The organism is Pseudoalteromonas sp. SG44-5, assembly GCF_014164175.1.
Taxonomy (GTDB): domain Bacteria; phylum Pseudomonadota; class Gammaproteobacteria; order Enterobacterales; family Alteromonadaceae; genus Pseudoalteromonas; species Pseudoalteromonas nigrifaciens.
The window spans coordinates 1-18,500 of sequence record NZ_JACJES010000001.1; the positions used below are offsets into that span (position 1 = coordinate 1).

17 protein-coding genes are annotated in these 18,500 nt (G+C 40.4%); all 17 read left to right on the top strand.

Features of this window, described 5'->3' with window-relative positions; translation table 11 throughout:
- Positions 1 to 2,032: translation initiation factor IF-2 (infB, locus tag H5079_RS00005; RefSeq protein ID WP_182683205.1), on the top strand; the 2,032-nt coding region annotated here is incomplete at its 5' end.
- Positions 2,033 to 2,141: 109 nt separating this feature from the next.
- A complete protein-coding gene (gene rbfA, locus H5079_RS00010; protein ID WP_011327687.1) occupies positions 2,142 to 2,642 on the top strand; it encodes a 30S ribosome-binding factor RbfA in 501 nt (166 codons plus the stop codon).
- Complete coding sequence (truB, locus tag H5079_RS00015) at positions 2,626 to 3,585, top strand: tRNA pseudouridine(55) synthase TruB (protein ID WP_011327688.1); 960 nt, start codon at positions 2,626 to 2,628, stop codon at positions 3,583 to 3,585. The genes rbfA and truB overlap by 17 nt, the downstream gene beginning before the upstream one ends.
- A gap of 154 nt (positions 3,586 to 3,739) precedes the next feature.
- Entirely contained in the window at positions 3,740 to 4,009 is a 270-nt protein-coding gene (gene rpsO / locus H5079_RS00020) for a 30S ribosomal protein S15 (protein WP_011327689.1), read from the top strand.
- A 350-nt stretch (positions 4,010 to 4,359) separates the two neighbouring features.
- Complete coding sequence (pnp, locus tag H5079_RS00025) at positions 4,360 to 6,486, top strand: polyribonucleotide nucleotidyltransferase (protein ID WP_182683206.1); 2,127 nt, start codon at positions 4,360 to 4,362, stop codon at positions 6,484 to 6,486.
- A 254-nt stretch (positions 6,487 to 6,740) separates the two neighbouring features.
- Positions 6,741 to 7,619 (top strand): lipoprotein NlpI, encoded by an 879-nt coding sequence (gene nlpI / locus H5079_RS00030; RefSeq protein WP_011327691.1) that lies wholly within the window; start codon positions 6,741 to 6,743, stop codon positions 7,617 to 7,619.
- Entirely contained in the window at positions 7,603 to 8,778 is a 1,176-nt protein-coding gene (locus tag H5079_RS00035; protein WP_182683207.1) for a hypothetical protein, read from the top strand. Before nlpI ends, H5079_RS00035 begins: the two co-directional genes overlap by 17 nt.
- A gap of 256 nt (positions 8,779 to 9,034) precedes the next feature.
- Entirely contained in the window at positions 9,035 to 11,827 is a 2,793-nt protein-coding gene (locus H5079_RS00040) for a monovalent cation/H+ antiporter subunit A (protein WP_011327693.1), read from the top strand.
- Complete coding sequence (locus H5079_RS00045; protein WP_011327694.1) at positions 11,827 to 12,174, top strand: Na+/H+ antiporter subunit C; 348 nt, start codon at positions 11,827 to 11,829, stop codon at positions 12,172 to 12,174. The genes H5079_RS00040 and H5079_RS00045 overlap by 1 nt, the downstream gene beginning before the upstream one ends.
- Positions 12,171 to 13,688: a monovalent cation/H+ antiporter subunit D gene (locus H5079_RS00050; RefSeq protein WP_011327695.1), complete on the top strand. Its 1,518-nt coding sequence runs from the start codon at positions 12,171 to 12,173 to the stop codon at positions 13,686 to 13,688. Before H5079_RS00045 ends, H5079_RS00050 begins: the two co-directional genes overlap by 4 nt.
- Complete coding sequence (locus H5079_RS00055) at positions 13,688 to 14,224, top strand: Na+/H+ antiporter subunit E (RefSeq protein WP_011327696.1); 537 nt, start codon at positions 13,688 to 13,690, stop codon at positions 14,222 to 14,224. Before H5079_RS00050 ends, H5079_RS00055 begins: the two co-directional genes overlap by 1 nt.
- Positions 14,218 to 14,487, top strand: coding sequence for a K+/H+ antiporter subunit F (locus H5079_RS00060; protein WP_011327697.1), 270 nt, complete (start codon positions 14,218 to 14,220; stop codon positions 14,485 to 14,487). Before H5079_RS00055 ends, H5079_RS00060 begins: the two co-directional genes overlap by 7 nt.
- Positions 14,488 to 14,496: 9 nt before the next feature.
- A complete protein-coding gene (locus tag H5079_RS00065) occupies positions 14,497 to 14,826 on the top strand; it encodes a Na+/H+ antiporter subunit G (RefSeq protein WP_011327698.1) in 330 nt (109 codons plus the stop codon).
- Between the two features lie 184 nt (positions 14,827 to 15,010).
- On the top strand, positions 15,011 to 15,445 hold the full coding sequence (locus tag H5079_RS00070) for a MerR family transcriptional regulator (RefSeq protein WP_179808057.1): 435 nt from the start codon (positions 15,011 to 15,013) through the stop codon (positions 15,443 to 15,445).
- Positions 15,445 to 17,691, top strand: coding sequence for a heavy metal translocating P-type ATPase (locus H5079_RS00075; protein ID WP_182683208.1), 2,247 nt, complete (start codon positions 15,445 to 15,447; stop codon positions 17,689 to 17,691). The genes H5079_RS00070 and H5079_RS00075 overlap by 1 nt, the downstream gene beginning before the upstream one ends.
- Positions 17,692 to 17,721: 30 nt before the next feature.
- The gene (locus tag H5079_RS00080; protein WP_011327701.1) at positions 17,722 to 18,075 is read left to right on the top strand and encodes a cupredoxin domain-containing protein; all 354 of its coding nucleotides are present in this window, start codon (positions 17,722 to 17,724) and stop codon (positions 18,073 to 18,075) included.
- Positions 18,076 to 18,147: 72 nt separating this feature from the next.
- The gene (locus tag H5079_RS00085; RefSeq protein WP_011327702.1) at positions 18,148 to 18,363 is read left to right on the top strand and encodes a TIGR02450 family Trp-rich protein; all 216 of its coding nucleotides are present in this window, start codon (positions 18,148 to 18,150) and stop codon (positions 18,361 to 18,363) included.
- Positions 18,364 to 18,500 lie beyond the last annotated feature (137 nt).

An 18,500-nucleotide genomic window follows, 5' to 3' on the forward strand; every position in this document is an offset into this window, starting at 1 on the left:
AAGAAAGCTAGCTGAAGAGAACTCAGCACGCTGGAAGAAAGAAGAAGAAGAGCGTAAGAAGCGTGAAGAAACATCTGATCACCACCTTACAACTTCTACTTACGCACGTGAAGCAGAAGATGTTGCTGATGCTCGTGATGAGCAAGGCACACGCCGTGCGAAGAAAAAGAAAAAAGCGCCAGCAAAAGATAAATTTGCAGCGTCTAAAGGCCGTAATAAAGGCAAGTTAAAAGCACCTACATCGCTACAGCATGGTTTTACAAAACCAACTGCTGATGTTAAAAATGAAGTGCGTATTAGCGAAACAATTACAGTTGCAGAGCTTGCGTCACGCATGGCTGTTAAAGGCGCTGAAGTTGTAAAAACAATGATGAAAATGGGCGACATGGTTACTATTAACCAAGTGATTGACCAAGAAGCTGCACAACTTGTTGCAGAAGAAATGGGCCACAAAGTTATCATTGTTAAAGAAAACGAATTAGAGCAAAAAGTACTAAACGATCGCCATGAAGATGGTAAGTCTGAGCCACGTGCACCAGTTGTAACTGTTATGGGTCACGTTGACCATGGTAAAACATCTACACTTGATTACATTCGTTCAGCTAAAGTAGCCTCAGGCGAAGCCGGTGGTATTACACAGCACATTGGTGCATACCATGTTGATGTTAATGGCAACATGATCACTTTCTTAGATACTCCGGGTCACGCCGCATTTACTTCAATGCGTGCTCGTGGTGCTCAAGCGACTGATATCGTAATCTTAGTGGTTGCAGCTGATGATGGTGTTATGCCACAAACTAAAGAAGCGGTACAGCATGCACGTGCTGCTGGCGTTCCTTTAATCATTGCTGTAAACAAAATGGATAAAGAAGGCGTAGACCCAGATCGCGTTAAGAACGAGCTAGCTCAGCTTGACGTTATTCCTGAAGAATGGGGCGGCGATACGCAGTACGTTCATATCTCTGCAAAAACAGGTTTAGGTATTGATGAGCTTTTAGAAGCGGTATTAAACCAATCTGAGCTACTAGAACTTACGGCTCCAACTGTTGGTATGGCTGCAGGTGTTGTTATTGAATCACGCTTAGATAAAGGCCGTGGTCCAGTTGCATCGATACTTGTTCAATCGGGTACGCTTAACCAAGGTGACATTGTATTATGTGGTCTTGAGTATGGTCGTATTCGTGCAATGCGCGATGAAAACGGTAAAGACATTAAGTCTGCGGGTCCTTCTATTCCTGTAGAAATTTTAGGTCTTTCTGGTATTCCGGCTGCAGGCGACGAAGCAACTGTAGTTAAAGATGAGCGTAAAGCGCGTGAAGTTGCTTTATATCGTCAAGGTAAATTCCGTGATGTTAAACTAGCGCGTCAACAAAAAGCTAAGCTTGAAAACATGTTTAGTCATATGACTGAAGGCGATGTGTCTGAAGTTAACGTGGTACTTAAAGCTGACGTTCAAGGTTCAATCGAAGCAATCTCTGATTCACTAACTAAACTCTCTACTGATGAAGTGAAAGTGAAGATAGTAGGTTCAGGTGTTGGTGGTATTACCGAAACTGATGCAACACTTGCAGCAGCGTCTAACGCAATTGTGGTTGGCTTTAACGTTCGTGCTGATGCTTCTGCTCGTAAAGTAATTGAGTCTGAAAACTTAGACTTGCGTTACTACAGCGTAATCTACAGCTTGATTGACGAAGTTAAACAAGCAATGTCGGGTATGTTGGCACCAGAATTTAAGCAAGAGATTATTGGTCTTGCTCAGGTTCGTGACGTGTTTAAGTCTCCAAAAATTGGCGCAATTGCTGGTTGTATGGTTACTGAAGGTGTTATTAAACGTAGCGCTCCAATTCGTGTACTTCGTGATAACGTGGTTATCTACGAAGGTGAACTTGAGTCACTTCGTCGCTTTAAAGACGATGTTGCTGATGTTCGTAACGGCATGGAATGTGGTATCGGCGTTAAGAACTACAATGACGTTCGTGTTGGCGACCAAATTGAAGTATTTGAAACAGTTGAAATACAACGTACTCTTTAATTGTTAGCTAGCTAGACTAATAAATGGGGGCTTAGCCCCCATTTGTGTATCCATTATTTAATTAACTTATTATTATATTCCAATAGGTTATGATTTTAGGACAAATGCAATGAGAGAATTTTCTCGTACAGATCGTGTTGCTCAGCAAATTCAAAAAGAAATTGCGGTAATTTTACAACGCGAAATAAAAGATCCACGCTTAGGTATGGTGACAGTGTCAGCGGTAGAAGTATCGCGCGATTTATCTTATGCGAAAATATTCATTACGGTATTTAATACGCAAGATGATAATGCAGCGAAGCAAAGTGCAAACGTACTTAACGAAGCGACCGGTTATATCCGCTCGTTACTAGGTAAGCGTATTCGTGCACGTATTATGCCTGAGTTAAAGTTTTTAGTTGATAACTCACTAATGGAAGGTATGCGTATATCTAACTTAGTTGATTCCATTATTCGCGAAGACAACGCTAAACATGTTGCAGATGAAACAGATGTTGAAGACAGCACTGATCATGAAGATGACGTAACTAACAGCGAAGATGAGACTAAGCACGTAGATATTGATACAGATAGCGAAGAAGGCACTAATACAGATGGCAAAGCGCAGTAAAGGCCGTCCAGTTGACGGTATTTTGTTGTTAAACAAACCAATTGGCATTTCATCAAATAAAGCACTACAGCAAACAAAAGGTGTGTACTTTGCACAAAAGGCGGGGCACACAGGTGCGCTAGATCCATTGGCAACCGGTATGCTGCCTATTTGCTTTGGTGAGGCAACCAAGTTTACACAGTTTTTACTCGATACAGACAAAACCTATGTGGTACGCGCTAAATTAGGCGAGAGAACAACGACATCAGATTCTGATGGTGAAATTGTTAGCACTAAAGATGTAAATGTAACGCGTGAACAACTGATTAAAGAAATTGCCGCTTTTGTTGGTGAGTCAGATCAGTACCCGTCAATGTACTCGGCGCTTAAGTATCAAGGTAGGCCTTTATATAAGTATGCACGCGAGGGTATTGAAGTACCACGTAAATGCAGAAAAATAAACGTGTTTAGCTTAACGTTTGACGAATTTGATGAAGTGAATAACGTAATACAAATGACGGCGCATGTATCTAAAGGCACCTACATTCGTACTATTGTTGACGACTTAGGTGAAAAGCTAGGTTGTGGCGCACACGTTGTTATGCTGCACCGCACTGCGGTTGGTCAATATCCTGCAGAAAAAATGGTGTCGCTAGATGAAATTGAAGCGTTATTAGCAAAAGCTAAAGACGAAGAAGTTGCACCTTCTACTTATTTAGACGCGTTGTTATTGCCACTCGATACAGCTTTAGTTGATTTACCGGTTGTTGAGATAAGTAAAGAGCAGGGCAGTATTTTTAGTCACGGCCAAGCAATAGACCTTGATATAGATTTGCCTGAAGGCGCAATTAAGGTTGTAGCTGACGGTATTTTTATTGGTACAGGCGAGCGTAATGCCAGCGGCCATTTAAAAGTTAAACGTGGCTTGGCCAGCCAACAAGATGATTATGTAAAACCCGAATAAATAGTTGCTTTAAATATTTTCAGCAGCTTATTTATATTGATGGGATAATTAACTTGTAGTTATTTGTACAATTGGTAGAATACGCCCGCTTAATCGTTTTGGCTGAATTAGTGATCGGCTAAAGCACCTTTTAAATTTAATTTTTGGAGTTATTATGTCACTAAGCAATCAAGAAAAAATCGATATCATTGCTAAATTCGCACGTGCTGAAGGCGACACTGGTTCACCTGAAGTACAAGTAGCATTACTTACTTTTGATATCAACAAGCTTCAAGGTCACTTTGCTGATCACAAGCATGACTTCCATTCTCGTCGTGGTCTGCTTCGCAAAGTTAGCCAACGTCGTAAATTGCTTGATTACCTTAAAGGTAAAGACATCACGCGTTATACTGCGTTAATCAAAGAACTTGGCCTACGTCGCTAAGCACTTGATTATCAAAAAAGGAGCTTTTTAGCTCCTTTTTTTGTGCCTAAAATTCAGCACGACGTTTTATAAATACCTTGAATTATAAAATAAAACCTCTATTTAATAGGTAAGCAAAGGTCGTCATTTTTAGCCTTCATAAGGCTTAGCTTTTATCTAATAGCTAGACTCGCATTCTAACGGCGCTTTGGTATATACTATGCGCGTAGCTAAAAAGGTTTAGTTACGTTTATTTACGTCATCGCCAATTGTAGTACTTAATTGATTTTAAAATAAATACAATTATGTACTGTAATTGGTACTTAGATGACAACTTAAAAACATTTTAAAACATTTAAGGAATATTTTAAGTGCAAGCAATTATTAAAGAATTTCAACTAGGTCAACACACAGTGACACTAGAAACTGGTGCAATCGCTCGTCAAGCAGACGGCGCTGTACTTGCAAGCATTGGCGACACTTCAGTACTTGTTACTGTTGTTGGTAAACGTGAAGCGCAACCTGGCCAAGACTTTTTCCCACTAACAGTTAACTACCAAGAGCGTATGTACGCTGCTGGTCGTATCCCTGGTGGTTTCTTAAAGCGCGAAGGTCGTCCTAACGATGGCGAAACACTTATTGCACGTCTTATTGACCGTCCAATTCGTCCACTTTTCCCAAGTGGTTTTGTAAACGAAGTACAAGTTATTGCTACTGTTGTTTCTGTTAACCCTGAAATTCAACCTGATATGGTTGCGTTAATTGGTACTTCAGCTGCACTTGCTATCTCTGGTATTCCGTTCAGTGGTCCAATTGGTGCTACTCGCGTTGGTTACATCGACGGCGAATACGTACTTAACCCAACACTAAAAGAGCTAGAAGAAAGCAAGCTAGACTTAGTTGTTGCTGGTACTGATAACGCAGTATTAATGGTTGAGTCAGAAGCAGACGTACTTGCAGAAGACATTATGCTAGGTGCGGTTGTTTATGGCCATGAGCAAGCTCAAGCGATCATTACAGCAATTAAAGAATTTAAAGCAGAAGCAGGCAAGCCTACTTGGGATTGGACTGCACCAGCTAAAAACGTATCACTTGAAGAAAAAGTAGCGTCTATTGCTGCTGATAAAGTGGGCGAAGCTTACCGCATTACAGATAAAGTAGCGCGTAAAGAAGCACTTGGCGTAGCTAAAGATGAAGTTGTTGCTGTATTAACAAGCGAACTTGTTGAAGGCGAGTCTTTAGATAAGCAAGAAATTGGTAAAATCTTCGGTTCACTTGAGAAGAAAATCGTTCGTGGCCGTATCGCTGCTGGCGAAAAGCGTATCGATGGTCGTGAACCAGATATGATTCGTGCACTTGACGTAATGACTGGCGTATTACCGCGTACTCACGGTTCTGCTATCTTTACTCGTGGCGAAACTCAAGCACTTGTAACAGCTACACTTGGTACAGAGCGTGATTCACAGTTAATCGACGATTTAACTGGCACGCACAAAAACCACTTTATGCTTAACTACAACTTCCCTCCATTTTGTGTAGGCGAAACTGGTTTTGTTGGTTCTCCTAAGCGTCGTGAAATCGGCCATGGTAACCTTGCTAAGCGTGGTATTGCAGCAGTAATGCCAACATTGACTGAATTCCCATATTCAATCCGTGTAGTATCTGAAATCACTGAATCAAACGGTTCATCTTCAATGGCTTCTGTGTGTGGTACTTCACTTGCACTTATGAATGCTGGTGTACCAATTAAAGCGTCTGTTGCGGGTATCGCAATGGGTCTAGTTAAAGAAGACGATAAGTTTGTTGTTCTTTCTGACATCTTAGGTGATGAAGATCACTTAGGCGACATGGACTTTAAAGTTGCGGGTACTGCTGGCGGTATTACAGCACTACAAATGGACATTAAGATTGAAGGTATCACTCAAGAAATCATGCAAATTGCGCTTAAACAAGCAAAAGCTGCACGTTTACATATCTTAGAAGTGATGGACAAAGCAATTTCTGCACCGTCTGAAGAGCTTTCTCAGTTTGCTCCACGTATTTATACTATGAAGATCCCACAGAAGAAAATCGCTGAAGTTATTGGTAAAGGTGGCGCAACAATTCGTCAACTTACTGAAGAAACTGGCACAACGATTGAAATTGGTGATGATGGCACAATCAAAATTGCAGCAACTGACGGCGAAAGCGCAGCAAATGCAATTAGCCGCATTGAGCAATTAACTGCTGAGCTTGAAGTAGGTACTATCTACGAAGGTAAAGTTGTACGTATTGTTGATTTTGGTGCGTTTGTAAATATTCTTCCTGGTAAAGATGGTCTAGTACATATTTCGCAAATTAGTACTGAGCGTGTTAATAACGTGACTGATCACCTTTCTGAAGGTCAAGAAGTTAAAGTTAAAGTACTAGAAGTAGACCGCCAAGGCCGTGTACGTCTAAGTATTAAAGAAGCAATGGAATCTGCAGCACCTGCAGCTGATGCGCCAACTGACGCATAATTGCTAATATTTAATCCGGTTATATTTACTGGATAACATAAAAAGGGGCTGTTTAGCCCCTTTTTTTATGCTTTAATGAAACTAACTGCTTATAGCAATTGAATTTAAAGTTAATTATTTTAAGCGCTTAAGTTGAACGGATATCATTATTTTAAAGCGTTAAATAATTTATTAGCTAAACGCAGTTAATATGAACCTTACTAGACATCGCATGTCTTATTTATTTGCTACTTACCTTGGTATTAAGGATTTTAATGACACTCAAACATTTAGCCTTGGCATCTTTTACTATTTTGTCTTTAAGCGCGTGCCAAAGCACTTCAAAAGCTGAGTCAATGCCGATTGTTAATGTGCCTTTTACTGCGCCTCTCGCCTCTGATTTTAGAAGTGAAATTGCAATTGCACGTTATTCAGAGCTACTAAATAGAGTAGATCTAAGCCCTGAGCAACAAGCAAAACTTTATTATGATCGGGGTGTATTATTTGACAGTTTAGGCATGACCACGTTGTCGCGAATTGACTTTAATCGTGCTGTTAAATTAAAACCAGATTTAGCCGAGGTGTATAATTTTTTAGGTATTCAACATACCTTAATGCAGCAGTATGAAAAAGCCTATGAGCTTTTTGATTCAGCCCTTGAGCTTAACGAAGAACATGAATATGCGTATTTAAATCGTGGTATTGCACTGTACTATGGCGACAGAGCAGAGCTTGCACAAAACGATTTTAATGAGTTTTTAGCGCGCTCTCCAAACGATCCTTACCGTGTGTTATGGCTTTTTTTAGCGCAAGCACAGGATGATAAAGTTAAAGCACTTAGTGTGCTTAAAACCAATGCTAAAGCACTTGATGAATCGCAATGGGCGTATCAGTTAATTGCGCTTTACCTGGGCGATATTAGCGAACATGATTTTTTATCTGTTATTAGTGATGGGGTTAAATCAGAGCAAGAATACGCACAGCGATTATGCGAGGCTTACTTTTATTTGGCAAAATCGCATCAAGCAGCAGGTAATATTAATTTAGCCGCTGATTATTTTAAGCTGGCACTGGCTACCAACGTGCATGAGTTTATTGAATATAAATATGCGCGATTAGAACTTGAGCTGATGACAGGTGTTGACGAAAGCTAAGCGTTATAAACTAGCGGTAGTATTACTGTGTAGCCTATTAATTAGTGGCTCGAGTAATCATGCTAACAGTATTGGCTTTTGGCAGGTTTTAAATGCCAAGGCCAATATAATACAAAGTTATTGGCTATTTCCTGATTATTTTTCTCTGCATTTACAGCAACTCCCTGATATTGCGCTCGCTTCATTAGCGCGAAATAAAATACCTGCCGCGCAATATAGATATTCACTTAAATTATTAAAAAATAACCATACCGATACTGCAAAGTTATTTTGGCAAAAAAACACCCATACTATGAGTGAGTCAAAACGCCAAGCATTAGCGATGGAGTTATTAGCTCAATCTCAATGGGGCGATCTTAAATTATTGGCAAAGCAGGGGTTATTGCCTGAGGGAGATGCATTAAATCATCTTAAACTGCAAACAACTCAGCCTTATAGCAGCCTGCCCACAGCGTTTATGCAGCGCCTTGGTTTTTTATCATTGAGTTCAGAGGTTAAAGCGGATGAACAATGTTTGTTTAACGTGTTAATGATGAGCGATCACCGTAGCGGGTTATATAAGCTCGCTAAACTTATAAAGCAATACAATAAGCGCCCTGAGCCCAGTGCTGGGGTTTTTTGTTTATCACAACCGATTTATGTTGGCGGTGCTATTAATTGTAGTAGTGCAGCAAATAAAATGGCGCAGTGCGATTGGCAAACCGCTAGGCTAAAAAAACAGCTTCCTACTGATTTTGACTTTATAGTAATGATGCCCAAGCAGGGAAGTGCAAATGTGCGCAGTGGCATTATGCAATTAAATTCAAAAGCAGGTTACCAAGTGTTTTTACATGAATTAATGCACTTTAATGGTTTTGAGGATGAATACGCGCTACCAAAAACGAAGCAAGTTTGGCTGTGCGCACAAAGTGGTTTTGTGGCACCTAATTTGTTTTTAGCAAATAGCGAAGCTACCCCACCAGTAGGTTGGTATAAAAGCCAGAGCTGCCAGCAAGGGGCCGTGGCTTATAAGCCCAGTGAAGCTTGGTCTATTATGCAATATCAGCAGTTAGCTCTCTCAGCGCAATACAGAGCGTTGTGGCAAGCACACATAAATACCCATTTTACAGTGTTTCCTCGTTTTAACTCCTTCATGGAACGCTCAATAACGCCACGCTAAATTTTAAAGTCTTTACTCTAAGGCGTATGAAAAGCGAACATAGTTGATATTGTTGCATTAATTTATATATAAATTTGCTTGATAATTATGCAGCTAGAGGCGCTTTCTATAGACAAAAACGGCGTTTATCAGTATAACTATACGTATTAATGCTGTTAAAAAAGCAGACCACAAAAGCTAATGCCCAAGTCACTTTGGTAATTAACTATAACGAATAGCGTATTGATAAATTTATGATTTTAAAAGGTCCTTTACTATGACTTTGCTCTGGATACCCCTGCTATCCTTAATTGGCAGTGTTATTTCTGCATTTACAGGCAAACTAACGCGAAACCAAGCGACAAGCTTAACTATGCTTGCACCATTAATCGCACTTTGCATAACTCTATATCATGCGCCTGCGGTACTTGCCGGTGAAACTATTCGCTTTAGTGCTGCTTGGATCCCAAGTTTAGGGCTCGATTTCTCCCTGCGCTTAGACGGTCTAAGTTTACTGTTTATATTTATGATTTTGGGCATAGGCTTATTGGTTATTTTATATTCTCGTTATTATTTAAGTAATAACGACTCAATGGCAAAGCTATATAGCTACTTAATGTTATTTATGACCGCAATGCTTGGCATTGTTATGTCTAATAATGTTATTCAGCTATGGGTGTTTTGGGAATTAACCAGTATAAGTTCGTTTTTATTAATTAGTTATTGGTGGCATAAGTCAGAGGCGCGCAAGGGCGCACGTATGGCGCTTACAGTTACCGGAGCCGGTGGTTTAGCGCTGCTTGGTGGGTTACTGATAATTGGCGACATTGTTGGCAGTTATAACCTAGACATAATTTTAGCCAGCAGAGCAATTATTCAATCGCACGATCTATATGAGCTTGCACTGGTTTTAGTGTTATTAGGTGCATTTACTAAATCGGCACAATTTCCGTTTCATTTTTGGCTACCTCATGCCATGGCAGCGCCAACACCCGTGAGCGCCTATTTACATTCGGCGACCATGGTTAAAGCGGGTATCTTTTTGTTAGCGCGTTTTTATCCGGCCTTAGCGGGCACCGAAATGTGGTTTATATTAGTTGCCTTAACAGGTTTAATTACTTTGTTATTTGGCGCATACGTGGCTTTATTTAAGCATGATTTAAAAGGTTTATTAGCGTATTCAACGATAAGTCATTTAGGTTTAATTACGCTATTGCTAGGCCTAGATACCGAACTTGCGACTGTTGCCGCTATTTTTCATATTATTAATCACGCCACCTTTAAAGCGTCACTGTTTATGGCCACTGGTATTATTGACCATGAAACAGGTACGCGCGATATGCGTAAACTCAATGGTATGTGGCGCTTTATGCCCTACACAGCAACGCTTGCTATGGTTGCCGCTGCAGCAATGGCGGGTGTCCCTTTGCTTAATGGCTTTATTTCAAAAGAAATGTTTTTTGCCGAAACACTGCATCAGCAAGTACTTGGCTCTATGTCGTGGTTAATCCCGGTTTTAGCAACCATTGCGGGGGCATTTGCCGTGGCTTATTCGGCGCGCTTTATCCACGATGTGTTTTTTAATGGCGACCCAATAGATTTACCGCGTACGCCACACGAGCCGCCTCGTTATATGCGCGTACCCATCGAAATATTAGTGGTATTGTGTTTACTTGTTGGCATGTTTCCGCACTTTGTAGTTGATGGTATTTTATCGGCAGCTTCATTAGCAGTACTGGGCAAAGCAATGCCAGAGTATCAGCTGAGCATTTGGCATGGCTTTAATTTACCGTTATTAATGAGTGCCATGGCAGTTGCTGGCGGCTTATTTATTTATGTTAACCGTAAACACCTGTTTCAATTTCAAGCGTCTTTACCGCCGCTAAACGCTAAAAAAATGTTTGATCATTTAGTACAATGCGTTATTGATTGGAGCCAAGATAAAATAAACAAAACAGAAAATGGCTCACTGCAACGCTATGTATTTATTATGCTGGGCGTTATTTTATTAGCTGCTGGTTGGCCGTTATTCGAAATGCAAAAATTAGCGGGAAGTGTGCCAAATACACCGGTTGATTTACACAACGGCATAGGTGCTAGCTTGTTAATTGTAGGTGCCATTGCCACAGTGATAAGCCATAGATCGCGTATGGTCGCTTTGTTAATGGTATCTATTGTGGGATTAATGGTAGCTGTGGTGTTTACCCGCTTTTCGGCACCAGACTTAGCCTTAACGCAATTAACGGTAGAAGTGGCAACAATAATACTACTTATGTTGGCATTGTTTTTCTTACCGCAAAGCACCCCAAGAGAATCAAGCTCATTGCGTATATTACGTGATTTAAGTATTGCTTCGACGGTGGGCGTGGTTATAGCCAGTATTTGTTACGCTTTGCTTACTCGTCCGCTTGATTCTATTTCTGACTTTTTTATTGCCAATGCCAAAACCGGTGGTGGCGGTACCAATGTAGTTAACGTTATTTTAGTTGATTTTAGGGGCTTTGATACGCTTGGCGAAATTACCGTATTAGGTATTGCAGCACTAGGGATTTTTAAGCTTTTATCGCGAATTCCATTGTTTATGCCTGCAACCGACAGTGATGGCCGTTCATGGGCACGCGAGCGCCACCCTATTTTATTAGCCAGTATTTCGCAAAGCTTACTCCCGCTTGCACTGTTAGTGTCGGCTTATATTTTCTTACGTGGTCATAATTTACCGGGCGGCGGCTTCATTGCCGGGCTTGTTACTTCTATTGCCTTTATTTTGCAGTATATGGCACATGGCTCTACTTGGATCAGTGAGCGCTTTGATGTTAATTACCGAAAAATTATTGCCTCGGGTATCGCTATTGCTATGTTCACGGGTGTGGGTAGCTGGTTTTTTGATAAGCCATTTTTAACCACGTGGTTTGACTATTTTGACATTCCATTTATTGGTAAAACAGAGTTAGCAAGTGCCATTGTATTTGACCTTGGTGTGTACTTAACCGTAGTGGGTGCCACATTGATGATATTAGCAAGCTTAGGTGATATGACCACAAGTGCAGAGCAAAAAGAAGGTGATGTTTAATGGAGTTATTATACGCGTCGTGCGTGGGTGTATTAATTAGTTGCGGTGTGTTTTTACTGCTAAGAGCACGTACTTTTCCGGTTGTGCTTGGTCTAACTATGATTTCTTACGCAGTTAACTTGTTTTTATTTTCATCGGGTCGACTAACCACAAATAAAGCTGTCGTATTAGGTACAGGTGCAGATTACGCCGATCCACTGCCGCAAGCTTTAGTGTTAACAGCCATTGTAATTGGTTTTGCAATGACCGCCTTTGTGGTTATATTAGCAATACGTGGCCGTGCAGATTTAGGTAATGACCATGTTGATGGTCACCTTGTTAAAAGTAAGTACAAGGTGAAAAAATGATTCAGCATTTAACATCGCTTCCTGTATTGCTGCCTATGCTAGCAGCTATTATTTTACTATTACCACCGTGTGGTAAAAACTTATTTGCCCGTCGTTTGGCTTCAGGCGTAATGGCCATTATTACATTTGTAGTGAGTGTTTTATTACTGATAACCGTACACAACGAAGGTATTAACGTATACGCAATAGGTAACTGGTCAGCACCATTTGGTATTGTACTTGTTGCAGATATGCTCTCTAGCTTGTTGGTAACACTTACTTCATTTTTAGGCGTAATGGTTGTGCTGTACGGATGTGCAGGCGATGATGAACACGGCAGTTTTTTTCATCCACTAATTCACTTTTTAATTTTAGGTGTTAATGGTGCATTTTTAACTGGCGATTTATTTAACGTATTTGTATTTTTTGAAGTGCTGCTTATTGCCTCTTATGCCTTGCTTATGCACGGTGGTGGCAAGCAAAAAACTAAAGCTGCATTGCACTATGTTATTTTAAACTTAGTAGGTTCGAGTGCGTTTTTAATTGGTTTAGGTATTTTATACGGTGTACTAGGCACGCTAAATATTGCCGATATGGCGCAAAAAATATCTTTACTTACTGGCGACGATGTTTATTTAGCTAAAGCCGGTGGACTATTGTTATTAGTAGTATTTGCTTTAAAAAGTGCATTATTGCCACTGCATTTATGGTTACCAAATACCTATTCAAGTGCCGCCCCAGTTGTTGCTGCGCTATTTGCGATTATGACCAAAGTTGGTGTGTACGCCATGCTACGCGTTTATACCGTTATGTTTGGTGAGCAAGCTGGCGAACTTGAACATATGGCGCAAACTTGGTTATGGGGCTTAGCAATTGCAACGATAGTTGTAGGGGCCATAGGGGTATTAGCCGCTCAGGATTTACGTAAGATCACTGCCAATTTAGTACTGGTGTCGGTGGGTACTTTGGTGGCTTTAGTGTCGTTACAAAACATAAACGCTACGGCGGCCTTGCTATATTATTTAGTACACTCAACTTTGGTATGTGCTGCTTTATTTTTACTCGCCGATATAATTTCTATTCAACGCGGTAAAGTTGGCGACAGATTGGTAGCAGGTAGAGTGGTAAAACAGCCGTTTTTATTAGGTACGTTATTTATTATTGCAGCATTAACTGTAATAGGCATGCCGCCATTTTCAGGCTTTGTAGGCAAAATTTGGATTTTAAAAACAACACTCAATAGTGAAAATGCACTTGTATTTTGGCCTGCTTACTTAATTACTAGTTTAGTGTTAATTATTGCACTAGCACGCGCCGGAACTAGTTTGTTTTGGGAAGGTAAGTACACAGGTAGTGAGCCAAATGACGCACCAAACGCGCATCCATTGCAAGTAATTGCTATTGTGGGGTTACTTATTTGCTCAGTAATGCTAGTTGTTTTTGGTGGTGCTATTAGTGAGTACACCATAAAGGCCGCAACCCAATTACACGACATAAGTGGTGGTATTAATGCCGTGCTTAAAGGAGGTGTTTAATGCGACTAAAAGCACGTTTTAGATTGTTACCTACGCCATTTCGTAGTGTATTTTTATTTATAGTATGGCTGTTATTAAATAATAGTGTGTCTGCAGGGCACTTGGTATTAGCGGCTATATTTGCGATTGTTATTCCGTTATTTACTATATCGTTTCGCGATCCTCAGCCATTAATTTTAAGGCCCGGATTAGCCTTTAAACAGGTTTTTATTGTACTGTACGATATAATAGTGGCTAACTTACAAGTGGCTGTATTAATACTTGGGCCAAGTAAAAACATGCGCCCAGCATTTGTTAAAGTACCCGTAGATTTAACCCATGAAATGCCGATTACTATTTTGGCAAGCTGCGTGTCACTCACACCTGGCACTGTGAGCGCTGAGGTATATCCTATTTTAGAATCACTTAATAAAGGTGAGCAACCAAAACAGCGTTATTTGCTTATTCATGTACTTGATCTTAAAGACGAGCAAGCACTTATTAAACAAATAAAAGAGCGTTATGAGGCTCCCTTAAAGGAGATATTTCAATGTTAGAAACCGTATTATTAATTGTATTTAGCATGATTGGATTAGCGCTACTATTAAATTTATGGCGTTTGGTAATTGGTCCATCGGTTCCCGATCGTATTTTAGCGCTCGATACTATGTATATAAACGTGATTGCGCTGATTATTTTATACAGTATAAGTATGAGCACGGGGTTGTACTTTGAAGCGGCTTTATTAATTGCAATGCTTGGCTTTATAAGCACAGTAGCATTATGTAAGTATTTACTTCGCGGCGATATAATCGAATAAGGTATAGCAATGATCAGTGAATGGATAGTATCAATATTATTATTACTAGGTGGCGTGTTTATTTTAATTGGCTCAATAGGCTTAGTTAAACTGCCTGATTTTTTTATGCGCTTACATGGCCCAACTAAAGCAACTACCCTAGGTATGGCGAACATTTTAACTGCCGCTATGGTGTACTTTGCAAATACCGAACATGGCGTGAGTGTTAAAGAAGTACTTATTACTATATTTTTATTAATTACCGCACCGATTAGTGGGTATATGTTAATTAAAGCAGCCATTCATCATAAGCTCAAACCAAAAGATGGCACCAAAGGGCTTGATAATATTGAAGATTAATATTATTTATAAATGCATTTAGCGTGTAACTACCCTAGATATATTTAACTACAATAAAGCCGGATAAAGTTAATTTATTCGGCTTTGTTGTTTTTAAAGTATTTAAGTTGACCTATGTGTGACACATAGGTTTACACTACAGGTATGAATTTAGCTTTAAACTATGAATTATCACGGAGGAGCTATGTACGTTAAACAACTTGCCAATAAAATGAGCGTTACACCCGACACTATTCGCCATTACACGCGAATGCAGTTGCTCAAACCAGTCCGTAGTGTAAGTAACGGTTATCAAGAATATACAAAAACTGATCAACAGCGTTTAAAGTTTATAATCAATGCTCGTCAGTTGGGCTTTTCTGTTAAAGATATTCAGCACATTATTACTGAGTCGGAGCAAGGAAACTGCCCATGCCCATTAACACGAAAACTAATAGTTAAACGCTTAGCCGAAACCGAAGCTCTTTTTCAAGAAACACTTAAGCTGCGCACACGAATGCAAGCGGCAGTTAAGCAGTGGCAAAGTTCTCCCGATGGCGCAACTAGCGCTGATATATGTAGTTTAATAGAGTCATTTGTTGACCCCATTAGCACTGAAGAAAATAACCCGGAGGCGTAATGAGTAATAATATTAACAGCAGCTCACAAAACTTTATTATTGAAGGGGCTAATTGTGGCAGCTGCGTAGCAAAAATAGAAAAAGCGCTAAAAACAGTATCGGGTGCACAGCGAGTAGAAATGAACTTTGCACAACGCACCGTACAAGTGGAAGGGCAAGCGGATGAAGCGGCGCTTATTGCAGCGGTAGAAAACATTGGCTATAAAGCAAAGCCCATGAGTAATGACTCAGAGCAAGATGCGCTCGATGAAAAAGCCAAAGCCGATGACGCGCATTATAAAAAATTAATGCGCAATATGATATTAGCGTTAGGCGTAGGTGCACCATTAATGCTTTATGGGCTTATTTTCGATATGAACGTAATAACCACGACTCAACGTATAGCTTGGTTTATTGTGGGTTTAGCCACGTTGGCAGTGATGGCCGTAGCCGGTAAGCAATTTTACAATGGCGCATGGCAAGCATTTAAAAACCATGCCGCCAATATGGATACGCTTATAGCGCTGGGAACCGGTACTGCTTGGTTATATTCTATGGTAGTCGTTATTACCCCTAACCTACTACCAGAGGTGGCAAGGCATGTGTACTTTGAAGCCTCAGCAATGATCATTGGTTTAATAAGCTTAGGCCTAGCATTAGAAGTAAAAGCACGCGGGCGCACCTCTGAGGCTATAAAGCGTTTAATAGGGCTGCAACCAAAAACAGCACGTGTTATTCGCGACGGGCAAGAGCGCGATATTGATATTAGCGACGTAGTAAAAAGTGATCAGGTACGAGTGCGCCCGGGCGAAAAAATATCAGTAGATGGCGAAGTGCTTGAAGGCAGTAGTAGTGTTGACGAATCAATGCTAACGGGTGAACCTATGCCGGTTAATAAACAAATAGGCGATACGGTAGTCGCTGGTAGTATTAATAAAACCGGAACATTATTATTCAAAGCGACCCATATAGGCAGCGAAACAACACTCGCCAATATTATTAATATGGTAAAGCGGGCACAAAACTCAAAGCCGTCAATTGGTCGTTTAGCAGATGTTATTTCGGGTATTTTTGTTCCCACGGTAATGATAATAGCAATACTTGCTGGGCTTGCCTGGTTAAACTTTGGCCCTGAGCCAGCAATTGCTTATGCGGTAGTTGCTGTCACTACAGTGCTTATTATTGCTTGTCCGTGTGCGCTTGGTTTAGCAACGCCAATGTCGGTAATGGTGGGCATAGGTAAAGCTGCTGAGTCGGGAATACTGATCCGCAACGGTGAGGCACTACAAGTAACTTCTAAAATTACCACCATGATTTTAGATAAAACTGGCACCATTACCCAAGGATCGCCAACGGTAACCGATGTTATTACCTTTAATAACAGCGATGAAAACACAGTAATGCAGCACGTTGCTAGCCTAGAGAGTAGTTCAGAGCATCCATTAGCCGAGGCCATAATAAGTTATGCTAAAGCGCTAAACTTAACGCTGAGTAAAGTAACTGACTTTGATGCACTTACCGGTAAAGGAGTAATAGGGACACTTGATGGACAAACGCTGTTGTTTGGTAATAAGGCCTTAATGGATAAATACCATGTTGCAATTGACGATGCGTACGAGCAGGCACAAACATTGGCAAGTGAAGCAAAAACCCCAATGTATTTTGCAGTTAATCAACAGCTACAGGCTATTATTGCTGTAGCAGATCCTATTAAAGCAGACTCAGCTGCAGCAATTAAGCGGTTGCAAAATAAAGGCATTCACTTAGTCATGCTCACAGGTGATAACCAAGCAACAGCGCAAGCAGTTGCTAAAAAAGTAGGAATAAAGGACTTTATTGCAGAAGTACTCCCTGACGACAAAGTAAATGAAGTTATAAAACGCCAAGCAAAGGGCGAAATAGTGGGTATGACGGGCGATGGCATTAACGATGCACCGGCACTAGCACAAGCCGATGTTGGCTTTGCGATTGGCACAGGCACTGATATAGCCATAGAAAGTGGCGACATAACCCTAATGCGCGGATCGTTACACGGCCTTGCAGATGCAATTGCAGTAAGTAGCGCGACCATTTTAAATATTAAGCAAAATCTATTTGGTGCCTTTATTTATAATGTGGCGGGTATTCCAATTGCTGCTGGGTTGTTATATCCATTTTTTGGATTATTGCTTAACCCAGTAGTAGCAGGGGCTGCTATGGCACTATCATCGCTAACGGTTGTTAGTAACGCCAATAGATTACGCTTTTTTAAACCAGCAAAATCATAAGCCAAAGCCTTTAATTTAGGAGTAATAATTATGTTGATGATTAATATATTAGGCGCATTACTCATAATTGCGATTGTGTACTGGTTTTGGCTTTTTAAGCCAAAGCAAGTGCAAAGTAACGACAATAAGGTAGTTATAGTGGTTGATAACGGTATATACCAGCCGGCGCAAATTAAAGTTGTTGCAGGTAAAGAGTTAACACTTAACTTCGATCGCCAAGATAGTGCACCATGTAGCGAAACAGTCATATTTCCACAGCTTGATATAAGTAAAACCCTCGTAATGGGCGATGCTAATACCTTAAAAATACCCGAGCTTAAAGTAGGTGAGTACGACTTTCACTGCCAAATGCAAATGTATAAAGGTAAGCTAATAGTGCAGTAATAGTTGAGCTAAACGTATTGTTAGCGCGTATTGGCTTATCATATTTACAGCTTGGTTGGACTTTGCAATTTTATGAATAAACTAAACCCTAAAAAGCTACTTAATAGTAAGTGGACTGCAGTACCTGCAATCAATAAAGAAAAACACTTTATTATTATAGAGGTTGAGTACGATGAGGATAGCAACGTGATTGCGTGCGTTACTGAGGCAATAATTTCAAAAAGCCAATACCCAATTAGTTGGCGAGATTTAAAAAACGCACAAAATTGGTTACAAGGCTGGAAATAACAACTAATTCCACTTCTCGTAAAAATAATAAAGCCGCTGCATTAAGATTATGTAGCGGTTTTTTGTTTCAATTCACTGTTAATCACATCCTAATGTGCACTGCATTCGCCAAATGGCGACAAAAAGTATCATTTACT